The organism is Flavobacterium sp. IC2-16 (genome assembly GCF_055521455.1).
The window spans coordinates 1,553,043-1,577,275 of the sequence record NZ_CM145480.1; the positions used below are offsets into that span (position 1 = coordinate 1,553,043).

Below are 24,233 nucleotides of genomic sequence, written 5' to 3' on the forward strand. Positions count from 1 at the left end.
TTATCTTTTTAAAGAGAAATGACTTTTAAATTCTTTTTTGGCATCGTTTTCTAGGTATTCAACTTTAAACCAATAATCCGTTGCAGGCAGTTGATTGCCATTGTATGTTCCATCCCATCCATTTCCGTCGGATGAAATTTGTTTAATTAGTTTACCGAAACGATCGAAAATGAAAATTTTAGCATCGTACGACTTTGGTAAATTGTTTATTTTCCATGTATCATTATATCCATCGCCATTTGGAGTAAAGAAGTTTTGATAGGTTACTGTATGAAATTCGTTGGATGGTTTAATACCACAACCTTTTGTATCTCTTACTAGAGCAATATAGCTGTTGTTTTGAAGTCCGCTAAAAATAGGGCTTTCTTGCCAAGTAATGCCATCAATGCTATATTCGTACTCTCCATAACCTCCACTGGCAATAACTTCTATTGATGCTAAACCATTAGAGAAAATTGGAGTTATCAAATTGACATTAACCACTAAAGGTTCAGATGAAGCAGTTACAGTTATTGTATCGGAATTGGTACACCCTGTTACTGTATTTGTAGCTAAAACTGTATAAATTCCAGCTTGTGTGATATCATAAACAGCACTTTGGTTTCCGTTACTGTCGATAGAAGGGTTTGCAGGGGTCCAGTTGTAACTGTAATTTCCAGAATTTGCAACTGTAGCATCAATGTTTTGTGAGCCTAAACCAGTTTGTGGGTCGAGACAAAGATTGAAATCGTCACCTAAATTAATTTCAGGAATTGGCGTTACAATAAGTTTTAAATTTTGTCCAAAACCAATGCAGTCATTATTGGTGTTGTTGTCTATTCTGACATAAATTAATTGCTCATTTTGAATACTATTTCTGTACGGTTGTGTTGGAGATATAGCGTTTTGTTCTGAGAGTGCATCTGCGGCATTTTCATAAAATGTAACAACTAAGTTAGCTTGTTGGCTTGTGGGAAATTGATTTAAAATATCTTGTTTAGCATTGTTTAAGATAAAAAAGTCATACCCGTCATTTGCAGGTTCATTAGGGCTAATGTTTTCGTCGCAAGCATATAATTCTTTTACAAAAGCATTGCTAATCTGAGTGGTAGAAACAATTAAATCTAAACGAACAATTCGATAACAACCATAAGAATTTGTGGCTCTTACCCATAAACTTCTGTTTCCGGAAGTATAGGTGATAGGGTTTGTAATTTGATTTGTATTAGCAGTAGCAAATGCTTGTGTTTCAAAATAAGTATAAGTTAAATTTGTATCTGGACTAATTTGAGTATTTGCTTCTGTCAGGTTAAAAGTTGTAATAGCATCTTGATTATCGTCACATTGTTTTAATGAAATTTGAGATAAAACAGGTAGAGGACGGACTATTAAGCTGAAAGATGTTGTAGATACGCAATTTGAAGAAGTATTTCGCAATCGAACATGAATCGTTCGGTTTCCAGAATAAAGACTTGTAATGGGGTTCGCTCCAGACACTGCTTCATTTGCTGTTAAATGATATGTAACTGCAATACCTGTTTGGCCGTTAAGAATTTCACTTGATTTACTGGTTAGCACAAAATTTACCATTCCATTGTTGTCGTCCCCGTCAATCGCATCGTCACATTTTTCAAAATTTGAAATAGCGCTTACAATTGGTAACGGATCAACAGTTACGGTAACGGTAGCCGAAACACTCTCACAAACAACATCGTTTGTTATTATTGTGTAAGTATATACCCCTGTAGGGTCCACAGAAGGGTTGAAAACACTAGTGCCGCTAGCTAAGGCAGGGCTCCATGTTCCGCCTGTTTCTGCATTAGGTCCTAATAACGGGAAAAGATCAAAATTAGAGCTGTTTTTACATACGTTTATTTGAGTACTTGTGCCTGGATTATTAGCGTGTACAACAGTAACATTTACAGTAACATTTACCACTTCACACAATCCTGTAAAATTATACACATATTCGCCTGGAGGATCTATATTTGGGTTAAAAACTCCTGTTCCACTCGCTAATGCAGGCGTCCAAGTTCCACCCGGATCTGGGTTTCCCTCAATGAGGTCGAATAAATCGGTATTTCTTGCAGAACAAACAGAAGCGTTAGTGTCTTTTGGGTTGGATCCAAATCCAGAATAATAACCTGCAAAGCCAACTGCACCACTAGCGCCAAATAGGCCTACTGCTAACGGCCCGGTAGATTCAATCTTGATGTTTCCGCTATATCCTGAAATTCTATATGTGCTCCATTGAGGGTTTCCGGCAATTGGCTCAGGCAATGCAGTTACATGGCTTCCGTTAATGGAAAGTATCGAACCAGTGTAGGTTATAGCGATAATGTCGCTATTGTAAGTTGCATTTCCAATGGCATTTATGCTTGGAATCAAATCGACAGTTTTTTGAAAATAACAACTTAATGGTGGAATAAAATTTAAACCAGATGTTGCATCGTACGATGATCCTCCTAAAATTTGATACAAGTATATGGGTTTAGAAGAGGTAATGTACATGTTTTTGTTGTTGGTTCCCTGATACATGTTAGTTGGAACCAAATAGGATTCACCAGCATTTATAGTGGCAATGGGAATTGGATTGCCGTTGATGTAAACTGCTGTGTTGTCTTCGGTTGCAACAATTAATGGTCTTTCTACATTATCACTGCCGTTTGCTTTAACCACAATATATTCGTTTCCTACTTCTTCCAAAGGAACTATTTGATCGAAAGTGAAGTCTTGTCCTGATGAAGGATCCGACATTCCTGCAAGTGCGTTTCCGGTGTTTACGGCTATGGGTTTGTTTGAAGAAACTAAAGCTCCAATAAAACCTGCTAAATTTGAAGCCACATCTGTATAACCTGATACTACAATGGTTTGACCGGCATTTAAATTGAAATTTTGGGTATCTGCAGAATTTGTTCCTAAAGGTGTTGTGAATTCAACACCAGTATCATAATCTGATATTTGAATTGAAGTATTGTCTTCTGTTGCCATAAAACTGGCAAAAAAATTACGAAGGCCTCCGTTTGTGTTTTGAGGTAAACTACCTAGCCTGAACGAAGTTCCAATGCCTTGATAGCCTTTGGCCACTAGTATTTCGGCATGATTTTCGGCACGAACTTTAAACGTTGCATAAAACTCTCTACTTCCTTGTAATATTAAACCTTTATTGCTTAATGGAGTGCTTAGTTCATCAGACGAAACAAACATAGATGAGGGTTGGTTGTTTCCAATTAATACCCTTACAGGGTTTCCGCTTGATATCGTAAAGGGGTTTCCGCTAATTGGAACGCCGTTTCCAGTAGTAATTGTAACCTGAAATGGGGTCGTTTCGGGTGTTGATAAGTAGATATAATGGTCTAAAACATAAGTTTCACCTGCTCGCGCATGAATAGGTGGGATCCAGTGTTTTTTGCTTAATTGTCCAAAAGCAAGGTTTGTAAAAATGAGTAATATGAATAGTTTGAATCGCATAGTAAAAAAATTATGCTAAAATACATTAAAAATATCTGCCGGCTATTTTTTTAACTAACTTTTGTTTACATTTGGGCACTTTTGGGGATGTAGCTCAGTTGGCTAGAGTGCTTGACTGGCAGTCAAGAGGTCGTGGGTTCGAGCCCCATCTTCTCCACAGTTTAAATTAAAGTCCTGGCAGGTATTCTGCTGGGATTTTTTTTATGTCTTTATTTTACTGGTGTTTCAGGGGATTACCCCCAATCCTAAATTTTTATTACTACATCTTTAAACCCCAAAAAGAATTCAAAAAAGGCACACAAAATGGGTTGCTATTTTTTGGAAGGGGTTGCTATTTAATTGTTTCATTTTTAAACACTTATAAAATGATGGACATTACAACTCAAAAACTTAATATCCTGTTCATTATTTCCAAGAGCAGGATGCGTAAAGATAAAAAAGTTCCAATTTACTGTAGGCTTACTTATGTGGGTAAAAGAAAGCCATTTGCAACTGGATTATTTATTAAACCAGAGCAATGGAATAATGCAAAGCAGTGTGTTGAGCCACCAAATGAAGAAAATAACTTTATAAATGCTGAATTGAGTCTGATTAAGAATAAAATTAATCAGGCTTTTTTATTTCTGCAATTGCAAGCCAAAAGAGTAGATGTAGAGCAAATTTATCTTCAATACGTGGGAAAACCCCTTTTGGAAGAAAAAACCCTTCTAGAGGCTTTAAATTATCACAATAACAGGATGAAAAAACTTATTGGAGTTGAAACAGTCCTTACTAGCTGGAAAAAATATGACCAAACACAAAAGCATGTTTTAGCATACGTGTGGCATAAATTCAAAAAAAAGGATATTCTGTTGAAGGATTTAAACCTGAACTTTTTGAATGAGTTCGAGTATTTTTTAAAAACAGAGAAAAAATTTAAGCAAACCACTGTTAACAAGACAATACAAAGGTTTAGGAAAATAATAAAAATGGCTATTGGGATGGATTATTTACAAAAAGATCCATTCATGCTATATAAGGTGACTAAAGCTAAAAAAGAGATTGTTTTTTTAACCCCTGAAGAATTACTCGAATTAGAAAATTATGAGTTTGCGCAGGTAAGGTTAGCACAGGTAAGGGATTTGTTCGTGTTCTGTTGTTATACAGGGCTTGGATATCAGGAAATGTTTAACCTGAAGAAAAGAAATCTTGTAAAGGGATTTGATGAAAATACATGGATTCAAATGCAGAGGCAGAAAACTCTGAAGCCTTTGTCAATACCAATACTTATAAAAACTGCCAACATAATAGATAAATATTCTGAAGTGGATGAAAGTTATGTATTGCCACGTATTAGTAATCAGAAATTCAATTCTTATTTAAAGGAAATTGCTGAAATAATAGGTATTGATAAAAAGCTCACGCATCATATTGCAAGAAAAACTTTTGCAACTACAGTATTACTTTATAATGATGTTCCAATGGAAATAGTTTCTGAATTGCTTGGTCATTCCAAAATGAGCATTACGCAGGAACATTATGGTAAGGTTGTAAACAAGAAAGTTAGTGAGCACATTTCGAAACTTCAGGAAAGATTGAAAAAATAAAGCCTTGGATTACTCCCAAGGCTCTACTTTTAGTTTAGGTTCTGTACCTAAATGGTTTTTAAGGATTCTTTGCATTATTTTATTCACGTATTTTACATGTTCAGCTGTTGTGATTATAGAATCATGTAACGTAAATATTGGAATGTGTGGCTTATATGCATTAATAAAAACACAAATTTTATGCAAAATTAAATCGGCTTCTAAGTTTTGCAAAATGATTGCTAATGTTGGATGGTGAGTTTCTTTGGTAGCCTTGAAAACTTTGAATACATTAGGAAAGACCTGTGCAAAGGCTTTGATGTTTTTTGAGTATTTTTCAGAAGAATTTTTGCTGAAAAGCGTATGAAATGTAATGTTCTTAACCAAACTTCTAATATTAGTTTCTTCAACATTTTCAATAATTCCATTTTCAATAAGTATTTTTCCAAATTCTTCGTAAAAATTACCACTTTCTACAATTCTTTTAAAAAGTTCAACATCTTCTTCATTTTCAATGCTTTTCAATAAAACTCCCAACATAATAGTAATAACTTCAGGATTATGTTCCTGTCTAGCTAATACTGTTGTTATCCTTTCCACCATTTTATTAGTTTCATATTCTGTGGTGTTTAATAGTGATATTGAAAAATAAGGCTGAGAATTAACAATATCAATGCTATAAAGGGTTTTGCCTTTATATTTTACAAATTTTCGTAATTCAGATTTAAGCTGTGTGAGATAGGTGTGAAGCCTGCCTGAAGTACTGTCAACAAAGAAAAGAGGTCTGTTTTTAGTGCTTTCCAAATTTTGTATTGTCAACAATCTGCTATTGTATCTCAATTCTGGATACTCACATTCAGGATTTAGTTTATCTTTTTCATATTCTTTATCCAGATATTTTTTTGCCCCTTCCAAATCTATAGTAAGGTTAGAAAACCACTGTTTCATAAAGCTTAATTTCTTTGTGTTTTCATTATCAACTTTTTTCCTTAGGTATATAAGGTTTTTTATTAAACACCAGTCATGAACTTTAATTGGTGCTATTTTACCTTTGTACCTACTGGTAAATCTTAACCCTCTTGATTTAACCCCAACCACATAATGATCTTCTTCTACAATGTTTTGATTTTTTAAATAATTAATATACTGCCTGTTGTTTTTTACAACACCTCCAAGTATTTCTCTTGAAATAGGGGTGTAGCCAGCATAATTGTCAATTAAATCTTTCTTTGCAGAAGGAATGGAATAAATCAAATGTAGTATATACACCATTCTATCCCTTTTGTACCTGAAATCAGGAGGGTTTTCACGTAAAATCCTGTCAATATTTAAACTCTCAGGAATCCATAATGTCAAAGAACCTACTCTTTCGTAGCCATTAACAAGCACTACTTCTTGGCTTGGGCTACTGGACTGATTATAGTGGGCTTCAGAAGTAGTTCCCACTTTTGTTACTTGTACCATATCCCCTCCTATGCGAGGGTCACACTGTCAATCTGCTATAAAGCAGGAAATGGTTCTGAACAAAAAAATATTTGCATATACTACCAATCCAAATAGTAATGCACAGAGAGATTTACTTTTTTACAAAGCAAACAAACTGGTTACAAGTGAGAAAACTACACAGGTATATAATAAATTGAAAATTCACAAGACAAAATATCAGTTCTTGTGGTGTTTTGAGGCAAAGTCAGCACTCAAATGTTGTTTCGAAGTAACCCAAGCAGGGTAAGTATGAAAATTCAAATTTTATGCCAAAGGCATAATTATGTCACAGATGCATTTTTTATTAAATACTGACAAGCTGACAACTGACAAAAAGCAAATAAAAATTTTAAAAGCAGTTGCTTAATATGTGTATAAAATGCCAATTTTAAAAAATGAAAGCACTAAATGGTGATAATATTTACCATTGGTTTTTGAGTTTTTGTAAAAACTACCCTTACTAAAAGGGTAGTTTAAATTTTTTATTAATAAAAATTAATGTTCATTTTCCTCAAAAACTATTTTGCAAATGATGAAGGATTTATTGTCACAATGTTCATTTTCGTACTCATTAATATCATATCCTGAACCTACTCTCCAAATATCTATATCATTGTATTTTACAGACATCATTATGGAAATAAATGTAAAAGGTTTTGGCCCTAGAGGGGCAATAATAATACTGTATTCGTTTTTTAATTGTAAATATAGTGCAGTTAATTTTCGTTCCAGAAAAAGTAAATCATCAAATGGGTATTTAATTACATTTTCTGATCTTTCTTGTAAAAGGTTTTTATTATTGCTTTCGAGTTTTTTTACAAATTTCTTATCTGAAGCAGGATTTGTGTAAAACAAGTATGATATTTTTGGATCTAAGTGATCAATAATACCTTCTGCTTTATTTTGTTCATAACCAAGGCAAACTAAAAGTGCTTTTGGCTTATCTGTTGGGATAACATATTTTCCTGGAAGAGGTCCAATTTCTTTGTTAGGTTTTGGGGCTTTTGGTTCAACAAATTTTGAAGGAGTATAGCTAAAGAATGCATTTATTTTTTTGAATTTACTTTTTCTGTTTTTTAGGTATAGTACCATGGAATAATACCAAGGTTTTGTCATACAAGAATAGTCAATGACAATATTAATTTCTTCTTTGAAGATGTTTTCAAATTGCTCATCAAGAAAAGCGTAAATTTCAGAGTTATCAGTTATTAATTTTTTTTGAAAATTTTCAATTGTCTCTTTAGCAACTTCTTCCTTATAACAAAATGCAAAAGCTTTTGTTATTGTGTTGGTTTCAATTAATTTATTATATAATGTAAATGCTCGTTTTTCATGATTATGAGCACATATAAAAATATCAATCAATGATTCTGATAATTCTGTTATTGCTATTTGTGCTCCATATTTAATTTCCATAGCTTTCAAATAAAGATGTTTGGTTGGGGTCAATTGATAAATCAGTACCTTTTAAACAATCACTTAAGGGTGCTTTGTTGTATTTTCTAATTGGTAAATCATATAAAGCATGGAATAGATATGCAAGTTTGAATCTTTGATTTTTAATTTCAAAATCAAACGCGTCATTATTAGTATCTAGTAAAATGAAAGCTCCTTGTGAGATGCCTCTTTCTAATAAATCAATAATATTTTTTGGTATTGTTTCATTGACAACAAAAGTGCCTTTGGGGTCCATTTTGAATTTAGCCCCAAGGATTTCATTTTTAAAATGTTGTCCAATCTTGTCAATTATTTGCATTATTGAAAGTTTGTTGTCTTCACCCACTGGAATGTTTTCTATAACATTTTTGAATCTTTGAGCTGCAGAAATAATTTCTTTGTACTGTATGCTTTTATCTGCGAATTGTTCATTTGATTTGCTTAAGATAGAACTTGTAATACCAATTAACCACCTTGGATTACCATCACAAATTTCAGATAGAACTTCAATTCCTGATAATAATTCATTGGATTTTCTACTTCTAAAACTATTCTGTTTTTGCTCTTTTTGAGATCTCAAGAAGAAATTTCTGTAATATACAATAGGCTTAATTTTCCTGAAAACTGTATCTTTTTGAGAATCATTAATTGGTATGGGGTTGCTGATTTTTACACTTTTGTTCTTTAGAAATATTTTAAATGAATCATCTTTTTTTATTAATTCTAAAATTTCTTTATAAAAGTCACTTCCTTTTTCATAACTATTTGATTTACCACTATAAACTTCATTATTGCCAAAATAATTTTCAACATTAGCAGAAGGATGTTTTTGTTTTAATAGTGAATTTATAAGTTCTTTGGAAAATTGTTGATGATCAGACAAATTCCACATTTTTATTAACTCATAATCATTTCCTGCAGTTGCTCTATAAGCACCTCGTAATGAAAGTTCAAGATCAATTGAAAGTATTGGGCTAGCACTTAATTTATAGATAATGAATTGCTTTCTACTTCTTAAGGATTTGAATAATTCAGATTGAAGCCATATTGGTGCAAATTCAAGCTCATCAAAGCATAGAGCCCACTTTTTTTGGCTTTCTATTTTGTAAATTCGTTCAAAAATTGGAATAATTGCTTCTATTGAAGTTTCAAAGGATAAATTGAAATAATCTGGGTAAGCAATTTTTTTATCAGGTTCAAAATTAAAGATAATGTTTTGGATCATTTGGTTAACAACATCAATCCTTTTGTTTAATTCTTCCTTTATAAACTTGATTTTAGGTATTGTAAGGGGTAATTTCCAAGATTCAATAAGTATTTTACATAATTCAAATTCTTTTTCTTCAGAATTTTCATTAAGTTCAAATTCTATTATATGAGAAAAAGTGTCACATAATGAAGTAAAAACATTAGTTGAAACTGAAAATCTTGAAACTAATTCAGAAAGATTTCCATATTTTTTTAATTGTTCATTATAAGTGTGATTTTTTACGTCCCAATATATATCTGTTGAGATATAAACAGCATAAAATGGAATTTCTTTTTTTATTTTTTTTGCTTTTTCAGATTCCCATGAATGTAATGCAGGAATAGTAAGCATTTTCATCAAAGTAGTTTTGCCACACCCTCGCGCACCTAATATTACAGAGTGATTATTCTGTAACAATCGTTCAAAACTTTCTGACCAAATAAAGGTTTTGGCAACTTCTTTTGGTCCATAATGTCTAGCATTATATGATGGGAAAATAGTTTCGTTGTTCATATTAGATGCTATTTAAATTATAAATTACATTAGCACCTTTCCAAAGATGTTCGTCAGGATTGTAATTGTTTTGTTTTAATTTTTCATTTAATTTTTCAGAATCAGCAGGAATTAAAAAGTTGATATCTTCTATTTTTTCTGAAATTTCTTTCCAAGTTAATTTTTTTTGTGTTCCAAAAGCTACTTTTAAGTCTTCGAAAATTTGATCAACTGTTTTTTCATTGCCAAAACCTGATTGAGGTGCAAAACCACTTTCGTCAAAATTTTTTTTCCAACCTTCATTTGGCAAAAATGTCCAAGTTGAAATTTGACCTTTACATATTTTTCCTTTTTTTGTTAACTCCATAATATGGAATGCATTTCTTGGACCAGCAAACATAATATTAGTTTGAGCAGAAAAACTTCCTGATGAAAAAAGAGGTATTTTGTTGCTTCCAATGGTTGTGTTGTGGTATTTTATAAAAGGGTCGTGTTTATGACCATAAATGAATAAGTCAAAACTGTGATTGCCTAAAATATTAAGTAATTCATCCCCATTTTCAATTTTGTCATCTTCACCTAATTTTTTATTTGGATGTGAAATTGGAGGATGATGGCTCATAGCAATTTTTATTTTGTCATCATTATTTGAGGTTAAATATTGTTCAATATATTCTAGAGCATCGTCTGAAATTTTGCCTTTATGTGAATTTGCTGGATTGTGATGAAAATGAGTACTGTTGATTACTAAAATTCTATAGTTTTTATCTTCTATAAATGCGCAGCCTTTTGACCATAAAGTGTCAGATATCTTATCATCCTTAATGGGGAATCCTCTTTTTAACCCTTTTACATTTTGTAAACTATAGGTTGAAGAGTTCCCAAAAACATCAACATCATGATTTCCAATTGTTGCAATTATGTTTTTAGATTTTAGTTCGTCACTTATTTCTATCGAGAATCCCCATCCTGAAATTAACCCTTGAAGATTTGACTTATCTGCAAAATCTCCAGGACATAAGGTTAGATCTGTGGATAACTTGTCTTTTTTTATAATCTGTTTAAGATGTTCCACTGGATGATCATTTACTGGTGTGCGCAATTTATCAGTTAGTAAATAAGTGGATTGATTTCCATTAGGATTGTTTGGGTGGCAATGTAAATCACTTATAATTGCAATCTTCAATTTTCTTTCACTACTCATTTAAGCTGTTTGTATTATAAATTACTACTTCATTATACGTTCCTCTTGTTTTGATTCTGCCACCAACCTGGCTATAACGTGATAATGTTTTTATTTCACCAATATTACTGTACAATTCAGTTATAGAACTGTGGCTAGCATTAGTTAATATAAAGTATGCACCAACATTAATAATATGTTCAATTAAAGCTTTTAATCTTACTTGATCCTCCCAAGAGAAGAGTTTTTGATTGTATTCGATAAAACCATTATTTTCATGAGCAACTGTATAAGGAGGGTCTAAAAAAACAAGGTCTTTTGGTTTAATGTTACTTAAACAGTCACAAAAACTACAAGAATTTAATGAAACATTTTTTAACTGATTGCTTATTTGTAGTAGAAGCTTTTCATTTATAAAATCTACATTTTTACATTTACCATATGGGACATTGTAATGTCCTTTGCTATTTACCCTGTATATGCCATTGAAGGAGGTTTTGTTTAAAAAAATAAAACGAGCAGCTTTTTTTTCTTTTATTCTGGGTTTTTCATCTCTTATTTTGTAGTAATATTCAATCGTATTAGACATTTGTTTTAAGTAATGAATTACCTTTTGTGGATTGTCTCTTAATTGAATATAGGTGTTTATGAGGTCCTCATTACTGTCAGATAAATAGTATTTGTGATTGGAATTTTCATCTAAATTTTTTAAATGAAAAAAAACTGAACCAGCACCTAAAAATGGCTCGTGATAATTGTTGAAGGATTCTGGTAAAAAAATATTTATATGTTGATTTACAAACCATCTTTTTGACCCTGTCCACCTCAAAAATGGTTTTATTTCAACTTTCTTGGCTAATAGCATGCTTATATAATAAGGATAATTTCAAAGATAAACTTTTTTTGTAAAAAAAAATTTTTTAAAGTTGGTTTGCACTTGTCTGACATTCCTTTACAAAGCACCCCCACCCATTTTGGCAGAGGAAGTCCCCCTGCCCCTAATTCATTAGAAAATATTAATTGTTGCAGTATTAAAATTTCAAGTTGATAGCTGAAATTTTTTGCTGTTCATGTGGTGTTTTCTTTTTAGGGTTTATCAACTCAAAAATCAAACAAAATGGTAAAAATTGTAAACTATCAAAAAAGAGCAACAGAGGAAGGAAAAGAATTCTTCGTGTTGGAGGTTCAGGGTGGTATTGAAATGGTATTAAGCCAAAGTACCCAAAAATATTATGCTACAGCAAAGAAAGCTTATGTATCATCTACATTTGATGAAGCAGCTTGTAAGACACTTATTGGAACTGAAATGCGTGGCAGTATAGTTAAAGTAGACTGTGATCCATTCGAATACACTAACAAAGAAACAGGTGTAGTTTTTAATTTGGATTTTACTTACCAGTATACTCCTGAAGAAGGGGTTGTGTCTAAAGAAGATAAAGCTTTGCGAAAATTGTTAGGTGATGAAATCCAATTATCACGAAATGGTATGCAATTGGAAGAACAAACAATGTAAATAACTAAAGAATGCGCTCTTTTTGGGCGCATTTTAATTTTTTAAGTTTATGGAAGTATCAGAAATTAAAGTTTCGTACACTAATCATAATCCTGACAGGATAAAAGTAACAAATAGCCAAATTTTATTTGAGCTAATTATAAGGCAATGGGATATGGGGGTAATAGAGTTGCAAGAAGAAGTGAAGGTAATTCTGCTCAATAGAGCCAATATAGTTATTGGTATATACGAAATGTCCAAAGGTGGAATCACAGGAAGTGTTGTAGATAACAGAATTATTCTTGCTGTTGCTTTAAAATGCAATGCAACAGGTATTGTTATGGTTCATAATCATCCAAGTGGTAATATTGTTCCAAGTGAACAAGATAAAGTAATTACGAAAAAATTGAAAAATGCCTGTGCTTTACTTGATCTGACACTTTTAGACCATTTAGTAATTACAAAAGAAAGATATTATAGTTTCAGTGATTCAGGAATCCTGTGATACAATTATATATCTATTATGTTGGGAGTTTTTAGAAAATATGAATGTGTCCAACAGGCAAAATAATTGCTTTTTTAATGGATTTTTTTTGTTTTGAAATGGTTTATGATAATATAATTATAGCCAAATTTAATTATCATCAGGATTGAAGTCCATCATTTCGTGAAGTGAAATTTCAAGTGCAATACAAATCCTGTAAAGAGTATAAACTGTTGTCCCAATTCTTCCAGACTCAATACGAGAAAGATTTGTTGTGTCAAAATCTCCAGGTACTTTAGATGCTAAATCCACCTGAGTCAAACCCTTAGTAATCCTAAGGTTTTGAATTCTTTTTCCTAAAACTTTTTGAAAATCAGATTTTTGCACACTTGACATATTTGGCAAGTGAAGTAAAGTTTTATATTTGTGTTGTTTTATGCCATATATGGCAAGTCTAATCTTTAAAGATGTATCTATGAAAAAGTATTTTATTTTATCTTTTTTAATTTTAACAAGCACTCTTGCATTAGGTCAAACCAAAAGTGAATGTGTTCTTTTTTTAAAAACAGTGGATAGAAAAATGGAAAAATCTTTTTGGATTAATACTACTCTGAATGGGAAAGTATTGGTTAGGGAAAGATATGATGATGAAAAATATGGTAAAAATCAATATCCAGTTGAAAAAGAAACTATTGATTTAAGCAAAGTTGAATCAGTTGTAATTGATTTTAATGAAAAATTCCAGTCTTATTATGTAAATATCTATTTAAAAGGTAATTACTACAAAAGAACTAATACACATTCAGAAGCATTTACTATTAATGAAAAATGGTTCAATTACTATGGTTTTAAAGATAAAAAGGAAGCTGAAAAAGTTCAAAATATTTTGGTCAAACTATCCAAATATTGTGGTTCAAGTCCAGTAAAGTATTGATAATGTGTTTTAAATAATTTTATTAATTATCGTACAGTTGGAACTTAACTAATTTTCAGTTATATATTCAAAAATAATCTTTAAGCTGTAGAAGGAATAGGAAGTTTATATTAGTGAAAAGGCATACAAATAGGCATACAAACTTATGGGATGTCTGTGAGGTGCTGTAAATAAAGAGATAATGGAGTGGGTTCGAGCCCCATCTTCTCCACAAAACAAAAAAAACCGTAACTTAATCTGTTACGGTTTTTGCTTTTTAATTGTACGGTTTTTGTACGGTTGGAATACTTTAATCCTGGATATAGGTTTTGTTTCCGTTAGCATTTATATAGTATTTACCACCTCGAGGTCCAGTATATACTTTTTTCCCGTTGTACTCTCCGGTTACTTTATCGGCTACATTAGGAGCTTTTTCTGTACTAGCTCTTTCTTTTGCTTTTTTTACAGTGCTTTTACCTTCATCTTTTACTTTAGCATCTGCTTTGTTGGTCATGGTTTTTGCCTTATGTGTTTTGGTTTCGCCGCTATGTGCTTCGTCTTTAATCTTAGCGTCAACCTTATTTGCTGCTGCTTTTGTTTTTCCTTCTGTAGATTTTACAACACCAGTAGCCGATGCTGAGTTTTCTTTTACTTTAGGGTCTGCTTTTTTTGCAGTTTCTTTAGCCTCAGCTTTTGTTCTCTTAACTTTGGCTTCTACTTCTTTGGTGGTTTTTTCAGTTTTAGTTTTTGCGCTACTTTTTTTAGCAGCTACTTCTTGTGCAGAGATTCCTAAGGAAATAATCATGGCAAGGCCTAATAGAACTATTTTTTTCATTGTTTTACAGATTAATTTAATATTAAAGTTATGAAAAATAACATCACAAATAGTGTGCCATTAAAAATATGCTCGAAGTTGCACGCTTCCTGTGTGTATGGCCTGTGAAGTTTCACTTTTTCTTCCTTGATAGGTTAAATTAATATCGAGATATTGTGTTAGATTTTTTTGAAGTAAGAGTCTCCAGGTCATGTTTTTTCCTGGTTGTAATCCTTCAAGCATTTGAAATGCAACAGGTGAAAGCGCATTCCCATCAAATTGATTCTGGTAAAAAGAGAATTCGCCATTCATTGTGAATTGTTTTTTGCCGGAATAGGTAAAAGAAGTTCCTAAGCGGTGTTGTTGTAAGACTTCTAATAATCCAATTTTATTTTCTTTGTTTTGGTATTCGTAAAAAAGATCCCAGCTTGCATTGTTCGAAAACAAATAAGAAATTTTCGGATTTAATTGATAGCCTTCAATTTTATAATTGCGACTCGCGTAATTTTCGGTAGTAGTTTCTGAAAAAATAGTTTTCATCCCATAATTGAAAAGCCATGTTTTCTTTACTAAATGCTGATATTGTACTTGATGGGCATGATTTTTATTTTCGATTGCTCCAGTAGACAATAGGTTTTTGTTTCGCGCTCTTAAAAAAGTATAGGTGATGGAATGGTGTTGTTTTCCGCGATTATAAAACAAACTGTTTCGTAACGTGGAATTTAGTCCTAACAGATTGGTTTCATTTGAAGAAAATGGATTTAAATCAAAATTGTCGCCTTGTCTTAAAATTTTTCGTTCCGATAAAAATGTAGTCTGATTGTAAAAATAGGAAGCCAGTTTCTTGAATCCAGAATCGTTTTGCCATTGTAATGGGTTAATAATAACCGACTGTGAAAATTTGTTTTGATGTGTTTTTACGAAAATCTGATTTGGAAGAAACACGCGTACATATTTTGCCTGATCGGGAAATTGAGCAATTTCAAATTCTTGAAGTTCTTGGATGCCGTTGCCGTTGTAATCGTTCCACATATAAACACCTTGGCCAGCATTAACTTCTACATAGGTGAATTCTTGTTGTGCAATGGTTCCCGAAGTATTTTCGTATGCGGTAGTAAGTTGTATTAATTGATTGAAATAACGATCGTTATATAATAATCGAGAATTTAACGAGGGTTCATCAGGATGAGATGCGTCTTCAAATTTTAGCTTTCGATAATTTACAAATATCGATAAATCGCTTTTGTCGGTTTGTAAAATTTTCGATTTTAAATAATAAGAATGGGAGGTGTTAACCTTTTGGATAAAGCCATTTTGCAAACTGTCATTGCTGCGGTTTAAATAGCCTAATTCCATATATACTTTAGTGCTGTCGCCTCGTCCAACAAATGCTCCGAATTCTTTAAATCGCTGACTTAAAGCAGAAAACGCACCGGTTTCGTTAATTTTTTCTTCATTGTCTTCCATTCGTAAACTGCCACCAACCCAATTTTTATTGAAATGGTATTTGGATCGGGTTTGACTTCGGATAAATTTCGAATCCGAATATGTTCCACTACTTTTTAAAGCGCTGTTAAATGTTGTGAATTGCCATTGAGCAAGATTGAAATTGGCATCTAAAACGTGTCGGTTTCCAGAAAAACTTTCCGAAAAATCTAACTTTTCTAACTGATATTTTACAATTCCTTTTGAGGGCAATTCGGCTTGTACTCCTGTAATAAGTAAACTCTGATTGCCAATAGGGTTGGTTAGGTTCCAATCTCGGTTAAATTCAATAGTAAACAAACGTTCAATTGTTCGAAATTGTTTTTGGATTAACTGATAGTTTGCAAAAGCATCAATGTTCCATTTGCCGGATGACAATCGTTGTTTCGCGTTTAGTTTTGCTGCAAAACCCTTGTTGTCTGAATCATCAAGATTAGAAAAGAGGTTTTTATCGTTATTGCTTACTCCAGCTTCAAAGTCAATGGCCGTTTTTTCATTTGGATTATAACCTCCTAAAACAGTAGCAATCTGAATTTTTGTGGGTGCAATAAGCCGCACAATTGGCTCGTAATTTCCTTGTGGTACTCCGGCTATCGGAACTACATATTCGTAAATTTTTCCAATGGCCTGATTGCTGGATAAAATATAATTCCCTTGGTTGTTGCCCACTAAGCTAAATCGGACATTGTATAAGGTTTCGTTAGGGTCATTGGAATATTCGAATACTTCTACGCCACTTATAATGATTTTTCGATACAGAATTTTGTTTTCCGAATAACTGTCTTCGTAGGCAGATGGAGCCGTCATTAAACTGCTATCGTCGCCGGCATTTGCTAAAATTTGCGTTTGTTCTTCCGATAAGTTTTGCTGTAGTGGTTGGTTTTTAACATCGTTTTCCGAATAAATAAAAGTTCCAATATTCCATTCTTTTTGTTGGTGCGTTACTCCGCCATAGGTTACAAATCGGGTGAAGTTTCTGTCGGAATATTGATATTCAACATTAATACGCATTTCGGAAGTAATCGGAAATAAAGAAGTAAATCGTATTTCACCGGCATTGTAATCGATAATGTAATCGTTGTTTTCACCACGCTCTAATAAAATTCCGTTAACATACACACGCTCGGAACCCGAAATGACCAAAACGAAAAGCTCGCCATTTGGTCCTTTGAGTTTGTACGGCCCTTGATTGCCTTCCTGACCTTTAAAAGTGCTTCGTGCATATTGTCCTCGAACCACAGCACCTGAAGCAAAAACATCGGTTTTATTGTCTGGACCGCCAAACATAAAGTGAGTGGAAAGGCCCTGAACTTTTTTATTGAAATTTAAAAAGCGAGATTGACGGTTTTCTAAAAATAAATCTCCAGCACGGATACTCCATTTTTCAGAAAATAATTCCACAAATATTTGATCGAATTCGTCTAGTTTCTGCGAATAACCGCCTTCTTGAAGCGGAATGTTGCTGTCTTGAAGGGAGGCTCTTAGGCTAACTTTTTCTGAAATCTTCCCAGTAATTTGTAAATCCAGATTGGAATTCACAACCGTATTTTGATTGTTCCCCACAGTTACACCTCGTGTAATACTTCCCGAAGTATTAAGTCCGTCAAAAGGTTTGAAGGTATTTATGGGTTCTTTAGTTAGTTGGTACAGGTTTCTTCCAGCTTCATTACTAACAACTCTACTCTGGTTGTAAATGCTGTATTTTTTGGTAAGATATTCAGGAAATTTTAAATAGCGAACAGTTAAAGTATCTGACGTTTGAAAATTGTTTTTAAAAGTTAAGGTTCCTTTTTGAAAATCAACGTTGTAGTTTGTGGTGTCTATTTCAGTTCCGGCAGAAGTCAAAACTTTGAAAAATGCTTTATTAATGCTAGTGCTGTCTACTACAATTAAAGTTTCGTTCGTAGTGATTTTTTTGGAATGATAAAGTTGGTTGTTGTCTTGAGCAAAACCTCTAGAAACAAAAACGAACAGAAATAAAAATACTACTCTTTTCAGCATACAGTAATAACTCGTATTCATCAAAAGTAGTATTTATAATTGATATGAAATAATTAATGCACTTAAGCGAAGTGCTTCAATATGTTATTCTTTAGTTACTATTTGCATTGTTTCACGGCTCATTTGTTTCACTAAAACCGTTTTTCCTTTTTCAACCATATTAATAGCTTTATCACTAAAGTGACGAATGGTGTAAAGCGATACGTTTTCGTTGTAAGTAACTTTGAATTTTTTTGCTAAGATTGACCGTAATTCTCCAAAATTCTCGAATTTATCTTCTAAACATACAGAAAAACTGATGGCCGAATTCTGAATTAAGCTCACTTTCATTTTGTATTTGTGGAAAAGGGCAAAAATCTCACTAATATGTTCTTCCATAATAAACGAAAAGTCAATAGAAGAAAGCGAAAGTAAAAGTTGGTTTTTCTTTACAATAAAACAAGAGGTGTGTGGCTCCAAAGCCGCTCCTTTGGAAACGCTTGTTCCCGGTAATAACGGATTGATAAATGACTTTACATACAAAGGAATCTCTTTGCTTTGTAAAGGCTGTAATGTTTTGGGATGTATTACCGATGCACCATAAAACGCCAACTCAATAGCTTCACGATATGAAATTTGGTTAAGCAGTGTGGTGTTTTCAAAATAACGTGGGTCGGCATTTAAAACCCCAGGAACATCTTTCCAAATGGTAACACTTTCTGCATTTAAACAATATGCAAAAATAGCCGCAGTATAATCGGAACCTTCTCTGCCTAAAGTAGTGGTAAAATTGTTTTCATCCGAACCTAAAAACCCTTGCGTGATGTTTAAGATTTTCTTTTTTATGTTTTTTGAAATCGTTTTTTGTGTAAGCTCCCAATCTACAATAGCATCGCGATAAGTGGTGTCGGTTTTAATTAAAGAACGAACGTCAACCCAAGTATTGTTTAATCCAACATAATTGAAATAATGGCTCAATAGGGTAGTCGAAATGATTTCACCCATACTAACCACTTGATCGTATACAAAATTGTAATTGGGTGATTTATTTGAATTCAAGAAATGTTCTAAATCTGAAAAATGATTGTTTATAGCTTTAAAAACAGGATGGTTTTCATCTTCAAACAAATCCAATACAATTTGAATGTGGTATTTTTTTACTTCCTGAATAGAAGCATTTAGTTCTTTCGATTTTTCGAAATAGTTTTTAATAACTACTTCTAAGGCATTGGTGGTTTTGCCCATTGCGGAAACTACTAGTAACACATCATCGTGTCCTACTTGTTGTAAAACGCGATATACGTTTTTAATTCCTTCGGCATCTTTAACCGAAGCACCTCCAAATTTAAAAATTCTCATTTTACGAGTTTATTGTATTGTTTAAAAAAGTAATTATTCCTTCTTCTGTCATTTGTACCACACGCCAATCGTTTAAAACTTTTGCGCCGGATTTTTCATAAAAATCAATCGCATTTTGATTCCAGTCCAAAACATTCCATTCGATTCTGCGAACGCCATCTTTTTTTCCTTGTTTCATGATTTCTGTATATAAAGCCATGCCAACTCCTGTCCCGCGCATTTTTTCTTTTACGATTAAATCTTCAAGATGAATGGTTTTTCCTTTCCAGGTTGAGTAGCGGTAATAATAAAGAGCCATTCCAACAATATCGCCTTCTACTTCGGCAACAAACGTTTGAAACAAAGGGTTTTCGCCAAAACCATCGCGAACCAAATCGGTTACTGTTACCACAACAGCGTCAGGTTCTTTTTCAAAAACAGCCAATTCACGAATCAAATCGAGAACAGCTGGCATATCGTTCGAATTTCCTTTACGAATCAGCATTTTGTTTTCTTTTTTAAGGTTTTGGAATTTCGATTCAAAGATAAAATAACTTTAGGTGAGATTTAATGCTTAAAACGATTTTCTCTTTCAGATTTAAGGAAAATCAAAAATTAAACATAATATTTGCATTAGAAAACACAACACACAAATAATGGAAGAACGTAATAAAACATTAGGAGAATTTATCATTGAAAAGCAAGAAGAATTTAAGTATTCTTCTGGAGAATTGTCGCGAATTATCAATGCTATTCGGTTGGCTGCTAAAGTTGTAAATTACAAGGTTAACAAAGCGGGATTGGTTGATATTGTGGGTGCTGCGGGTGAGCAAAATGTTCAAGGAGAAGACCAACAGAAGCTAGATGTTTATGCTAACGAAGTATTTATTCAAACCTTAATCAACCGTGAAATTGTTTGTGGAATTGCTTCGGAAGAAAATGATGATTTTATTGCCATTCACGGAAAATCGGGTGACGATAATAATAAATACGTAGTGTTGATGGATCCTTTGGATGGGTCTTCGAATATTGATGTTAACGTTTCAGTAGGAACAATTTTTTCGGTTTTTAGAAGAGTAACGCCAATGGGTTCTCCGGTAACTTTAGAGGATTTTTTACAACCTGGAACTCAACAAGTGGCTGCGGGGTACGTAATTTATGGAACATCAACCATGTTGGTTTATACTACAGGGCATGGGGTTAATGGTTTTACTTTAAATCCTGCTATCGGAACATTCTATTTGTCACATCCTAATATGCAGTTTTCGGAAGACGGAAAAATCTATTCGGTGAACGAAGGGAATTATATTCATTTTCCACAAGGCGTGAAGGATTATATTAAATACTGTCAGATGGAAGAAAACGACAGACCGTATACGTCACGTTATATTGGTAGTTTGGTGTCGGATTTTCATAGAAACTTAATTAAAGGTGGAATTTATATTTATCCAACCAGTTCCAAAGCGCCTAACGGTAAATTGCGTTTGTTGTACGAATGTAATCCGATGGCCTTTTTAGCGGAACAAGCTGGCGGGAAAGCATCAGACGGTTACGGCCGAATTATGGAAGTTCAACCAACAGAATTGCACCAAAGAGTACCATTCTTTTGCGGAAGTAAGAATATGGTCTTGAAAGCCGAAGAATTTATGGCTAAATACAAATAAAAACATAAAAAGGGAGTTAACAACTAACTCCCTTTTTTATTTATTCATGTGTTGCATTTCGTAGATGTATGTGTCTAAATCTACATTCATAATCAATAAAGAAAGCGACTTGTCAACAATATAACTCACATTGCCAGGCGTAAATCCTAACGCAAGAGCAAATTTTTGAAGAATTTCTTTTTGTTTTGGTCCCAAAACGTGATCGGCAAAAACCATTCGAGACAAATCATACAGTCGTTCTAAGCGTTGTATGTATAACGAAGGAGGATTTACTGGATATTTTAATGGGTTTTCTAGAATTTCCTCGTATTCTTCTGGGGAAATTTCAAGTTGAATGGCCAGTTTGTCTAAAAAAGTTTTTTCCTCAAAACTTAATTCTCCATCGGCAATGGCTACTCTAACAATAGCAGAAAAATGACCTTTGTTTCTGCTTCTAAATTCGCTGTCGTACAAATCGGAAAGAGACATAATGTATGTGTGTTTGTGTTGCTCAAATTTACGAATTTTACTTCAAAAAATGATAAGCTTTTCTTAAGCTGCGAACACAAATAGCAAAATAAATTGTATGTTTGAGAACCCAATCTAAAAACAAATCAAAATGTCTGAATTTTTAACATACTTCAACATAGGTTTGCATCACGTTTTGAACGTTAAGGCCTATGATCATGTTTTTTTTCTAATTGCTTTGGTTACTCCGTATGCTTTTAAAGACTGGAAACGCGTGTTTATTTTAGTCTCATTGTTTACTGTTGGTCATACGTTGTCGTTATTGCTTTCGGTTTATGGCGTGGTGTATATTAAGCCGCAATTGGTGGAACTTTTAATTCCCATTACGATTTTAATTACTGCATTTTTCCATCTGTTTACAGCGGGGAAATCCGGAAAAAATGAAAGCATCACATTTATTGCAATTGTTACAGCGTTTTTTGGAATTATACATGGTTTAGGATTTTCAAGTTATTTTAAAGCGATTTTACCCGGAACAGCTTCCGACAAACTAATGCCGCTCTTGGAGTTTGCCGTTGGTATAGAAGCGGCTCAAATTATAGTGGTTTTGATGGTTTTGATAGTAGCTTACATCGTTCAAACTTTTTTTAGATTTTCGAAACGCGATTGGACTTTGGTTATGTCGGCATTTGTAATTGGTGTAATTTTGCCAATGATAGTGAATAATCCTATTTGGAATAGATAATACGAATGAAAGAAAAGAAAAAGAATAAATACGATAAAGCCTATTTGCGAATTGCTAAAGAATGGGGACAATTGTCGTATTGTAAAAGAAAGCAGGTAGGTGCCATCATTGTAAAGGACAGAATGATTATTTCCGATGGCTACAATGGAACACCTTCTGGTTTTGAGAATTGTTGTGAAGACGATGAAGGAACAACCAAATGGTATGTGCTTCACGCAGAAGCCAATGCCATATCTAAAGTTGCCCGTTCAACACAATCTTGTGAAAACGCAACACTGTATATAACTTTATCTCCGTGTAAAGATTGTAGTAAACTTATTCATCAATCCGGAATTAAAAGAGTGGTTTACCATGAAGGTTATAAAGACGATTCGGGATTGGAATTTTTACGTAAAGCAGGTGTTGAGGTTGATTTTATAGCCGATTTGGATTAAAATGAGAGTAAAAAAAGTATACATGCCCATTATTGTTGCTACCGCAATTGCGGTAGGTGTGCTTATTGGGGGGTATTTAAATACAGGAAGTCCTAAAACGGGCTTTGCCAGCAATTCCAGTCGGAGTAAACTCAATAAGTTAATGGAGCTTATTGAAAGCGAATATGTCGATAATGTAAACACCGATTCTATAGTAGATTTAACGGTGAATGGTATTTTAGAGAAGCTGGATCCACATTCTGTTTATATTGCCAAAAACGAAATGGAACAGGTTTCTCAGAGCATGAAAGGCGATTTTGTTGGGATTGGCGTTAATTTTTACATGTATAAAGATACGGTTGCCATAATTAAACCGGTTGAAAACGGACCTTCGCAACGAGCAGGTTTGAAATCGGGTGACCGAATTTTATTTGCAGAAAAAACAAAACTTTTTGGAAGAAAATTACCATCAGATAGTTTGTTTTCTAAGTTAAAAGGGGAGGAAGGTTCTGAAGTAAAATTGACGGTTTTTCGAAAATTGGAAAACAAAAAATTCGATGTAACGGTTACGCGCGATGTTATTCCGCTAAAAAGTGTCGATATCGCCATTATGCTGAATCCGAAAACGGGATATATTAAAATAAACCGATTTGCCGAAACCACATACAAGGAATTTAAAAAAGGTTTGCTTGATTTGAAAAAACAAGGCGCTACCGAGCTGATTGTAGATGTTCGAGATAATGGTGGCGGATATATGGAAATGGCGGCTCAAATTGCAGATGAATTTCTTAAGAAGAAAGAACTTATTGTAAAAACCAAAAACAAAAAAGGTAAGATTGAAGAGACCTTTGCTACCGATGCCGGAAATTTTGAAAACGGTAAATTGTTTGTTTTAATCAATGAGAATTCTGCTTCGGCCAGTGAAATTTTAGCTGGAGCAATCCAAGATAACGATCGTGGCACTTTGGTGGGGAGACGTTCTTTTGGAAAAGGTTTGGTGCAAAAAGAAATGCCATTAGGTGATGGTTCTGCGGTACGTTTAACCGTGGCGAGGTATTACACACCATCAGGACGCTCTATTCAAAAACCATATGATCACGGTAATGAAGAATATTTTAATGATTTTGAAAAGCGATTTGTAAGTGGCGAATTGTTAGCTGCCGATAGCATTAAAGTGGCCGATAGTTTAAAATATAAAACCAAAAAAGGTCGTATTGTATATGGTGGCGGTGGAATAATTCCCGATGTTTTTGTTCCTATTGAAGGAAGTCATGGTGATGAAGCCTTAGGGATGTTAATGCAATCCGGTTTAATGAGTTATTTTGTTTTTGAACAATTGGATGCAAATCGAAAAGCATTTCAAAACCTAACTTTTAATCAAATGGTTCAAAAAGTAAATGCAACCGACATGTATTTTACGAATTTTAAAAGCTATATCGCAAAAAGCGGATTGATGTTTAATTTAGATACTCAAAAAGAAGTCGTAAAGCGATATATAACGGCAGAGTTTGCGCGACAGTTGTTTACGGAAACAGATTATTTCAAAATTGTTTTGAAAGAAGACCCTATGATAAAAACAATTTTAAACGAACATTAA

At 33.2% G+C, this 24,233-nt stretch carries 20 protein-coding genes and 1 tRNA gene; 9 read left to right on the plus strand and 12 right to left on the minus strand.

The features are described from left to right. Positions 1-3,450 (minus strand): T9SS type B sorting domain-containing protein, encoded by a 3,450-nt coding sequence (locus tag ACZ1JT_RS07005; RefSeq protein ID WP_465093127.1) that lies wholly within the window; start codon positions 3,448-3,450, stop codon positions 1-3. Between the two features lie 83 nt (positions 3,451-3,533). Between ACZ1JT_RS07005 and ACZ1JT_RS07010 the strand changes: the two genes are divergently transcribed. Both ACZ1JT_RS07010 and ACZ1JT_RS07015 read left to right on the plus strand, forming a co-directional pair. Further along, positions 3,534-3,607, plus strand: a tRNA-Ala gene (locus tag ACZ1JT_RS07010). 208 nt (positions 3,608-3,815) lie between these two features. Then, positions 3,816-5,036 carry a site-specific integrase gene (locus ACZ1JT_RS07015; RefSeq protein ID WP_465093128.1) on the plus strand — a complete coding sequence of 407 codons (1,221 nt, stop codon included), beginning with the start codon at positions 3,816-3,818 and terminating at the stop codon, positions 5,034-5,036. A gap of 9 nt (positions 5,037-5,045) precedes the next feature. Here ACZ1JT_RS07015 and ACZ1JT_RS07020 read toward each other — a convergent pair whose 3' ends face one another. The 5 genes from ACZ1JT_RS07020 to ACZ1JT_RS07040 all read right to left on the minus strand — a co-directional run bounded on the left by ACZ1JT_RS07020 (position 5,046) and on the right by ACZ1JT_RS07040 (position 11,726). After that, complete coding sequence (locus tag ACZ1JT_RS07020; protein ID WP_465093129.1) at positions 5,046-6,479, minus strand: hypothetical protein; 1,434 nt, start codon at positions 6,477-6,479, stop codon at positions 5,046-5,048. 516 nt (positions 6,480-6,995) lie between these two features. After that, positions 6,996-7,925 carry a hypothetical protein gene (locus ACZ1JT_RS07025; protein WP_465093130.1) on the minus strand — a complete coding sequence of 310 codons (930 nt, stop codon included), beginning with the start codon at positions 7,923-7,925 and terminating at the stop codon, positions 6,996-6,998. Then, positions 7,906-9,699 (minus strand): ORC-CDC6 family AAA ATPase, encoded by a 1,794-nt coding sequence (locus ACZ1JT_RS07030; RefSeq protein ID WP_465093131.1) that lies wholly within the window; start codon positions 9,697-9,699, stop codon positions 7,906-7,908. The genes ACZ1JT_RS07025 and ACZ1JT_RS07030 overlap by 20 nt, the downstream gene beginning before the upstream one ends. A gap of 1 nt (position 9,700) precedes the next feature. Next, entirely contained in the window at positions 9,701-10,882 is a 1,182-nt protein-coding gene (locus tag ACZ1JT_RS07035; protein ID WP_465093132.1) for a metallophosphoesterase family protein, read from the minus strand. Further along, a complete protein-coding gene (locus tag ACZ1JT_RS07040) occupies positions 10,875-11,726 on the minus strand; it encodes a DNA adenine methylase (RefSeq protein ID WP_465093133.1) in 852 nt (283 codons plus the stop codon). Before ACZ1JT_RS07040 ends, ACZ1JT_RS07035 begins: the two co-directional genes overlap by 8 nt. A 252-nt stretch (positions 11,727-11,978) precedes the next feature. Between ACZ1JT_RS07040 and ACZ1JT_RS07045 the strand changes: the two genes are divergently transcribed. Together ACZ1JT_RS07045 and ACZ1JT_RS07050 are read left to right on the plus strand one after the other, a co-directional pair. Beyond that, positions 11,979-12,374: a hypothetical protein gene (locus tag ACZ1JT_RS07045; RefSeq protein WP_465093134.1), complete on the plus strand. Its 396-nt coding sequence runs from the start codon at positions 11,979-11,981 to the stop codon at positions 12,372-12,374. 49 nt (positions 12,375-12,423) lie between these two features. Next, positions 12,424-12,858 carry a JAB domain-containing protein gene (locus tag ACZ1JT_RS07050; RefSeq protein WP_465093135.1) on the plus strand — a complete coding sequence of 145 codons (435 nt, stop codon included), beginning with the start codon at positions 12,424-12,426 and terminating at the stop codon, positions 12,856-12,858. A gap of 129 nt (positions 12,859-12,987) precedes the next feature. On the opposite strand, the gene ACZ1JT_RS07055 is transcribed toward ACZ1JT_RS07050, so the two are convergent. Next, entirely contained in the window at positions 12,988-13,224 is a 237-nt protein-coding gene (locus ACZ1JT_RS07055; RefSeq protein ID WP_465093136.1) for a helix-turn-helix domain-containing protein, read from the minus strand. Between the two features lie 88 nt (positions 13,225-13,312). Here ACZ1JT_RS07055 and ACZ1JT_RS07060 point away from each other — a divergent pair, with 88 nt between their 5' ends. After that, positions 13,313-13,771 (plus strand): hypothetical protein, encoded by a 459-nt coding sequence (locus ACZ1JT_RS07060; protein WP_465093137.1) that lies wholly within the window; start codon positions 13,313-13,315, stop codon positions 13,769-13,771. Between the two features lie 289 nt (positions 13,772-14,060). On the opposite strand, the gene ACZ1JT_RS07065 is transcribed toward ACZ1JT_RS07060, so the two are convergent. From ACZ1JT_RS07065 to ACZ1JT_RS07080, 4 genes are all read right to left on the minus strand, one after another. Further along, positions 14,061-14,585: a hypothetical protein gene (locus ACZ1JT_RS07065; protein ID WP_465093138.1), complete on the minus strand. Its 525-nt coding sequence runs from the start codon at positions 14,583-14,585 to the stop codon at positions 14,061-14,063. Positions 14,586-14,645: 60 nt separating this feature from the next. Continuing rightward, positions 14,646-18,050 (minus strand): hypothetical protein, encoded by a 3,405-nt coding sequence (locus tag ACZ1JT_RS07070; RefSeq protein WP_465093139.1) that lies wholly within the window; start codon positions 18,048-18,050, stop codon positions 14,646-14,648. Between the two features lie 84 nt (positions 18,051-18,134). Then, entirely contained in the window at positions 18,135-19,388 is a 1,254-nt protein-coding gene (locus tag ACZ1JT_RS07075) for an aspartate kinase (protein ID WP_465093140.1), read from the minus strand. 1 nt (position 19,389) lies between these two features. Continuing rightward, entirely contained in the window at positions 19,390-19,872 is a 483-nt protein-coding gene (locus ACZ1JT_RS07080) for an N-acetyltransferase family protein (RefSeq protein ID WP_465093141.1), read from the minus strand. Between the two features lie 151 nt (positions 19,873-20,023). On the opposite strand from ACZ1JT_RS07080, the gene fbp reads away from it, so the two are divergent. Further along, entirely contained in the window at positions 20,024-21,031 is a 1,008-nt protein-coding gene (gene fbp, locus ACZ1JT_RS07085) for a class 1 fructose-bisphosphatase (protein WP_465093142.1), read from the plus strand. A gap of 36 nt (positions 21,032-21,067) precedes the next feature. Here the strand turns inward: fbp and ACZ1JT_RS07090 are convergent, their stop codons facing one another. Then, complete coding sequence (locus ACZ1JT_RS07090; RefSeq protein ID WP_465093143.1) at positions 21,068-21,499, minus strand: tellurite resistance TerB family protein; 432 nt, start codon at positions 21,497-21,499, stop codon at positions 21,068-21,070. 130 nt (positions 21,500-21,629) lie between these two features. Between ACZ1JT_RS07090 and ACZ1JT_RS07095 the strand changes: the two genes are divergently transcribed. Genes ACZ1JT_RS07095 through ACZ1JT_RS07105 form a run of 3 tightly spaced genes read left to right on the plus strand, consistent with a single transcriptional unit; the run spans position 21,630 to position 24,233 of the window. Then, positions 21,630-22,223, plus strand: coding sequence for a HupE/UreJ family protein (locus tag ACZ1JT_RS07095; RefSeq protein WP_465093144.1), 594 nt, complete (start codon positions 21,630-21,632; stop codon positions 22,221-22,223). Positions 22,224-22,228: 5 nt separating this feature from the next. After that, a complete protein-coding gene (locus ACZ1JT_RS07100) occupies positions 22,229-22,657 on the plus strand; it encodes a deoxycytidylate deaminase (protein WP_465093145.1) in 429 nt (142 codons plus the stop codon). A gap of 1 nt (position 22,658) precedes the next feature. Then, on the plus strand, positions 22,659-24,233 hold the full coding sequence (locus tag ACZ1JT_RS07105) for a S41 family peptidase (RefSeq protein WP_465093146.1): 1,575 nt from the start codon (positions 22,659-22,661) through the stop codon (positions 24,231-24,233).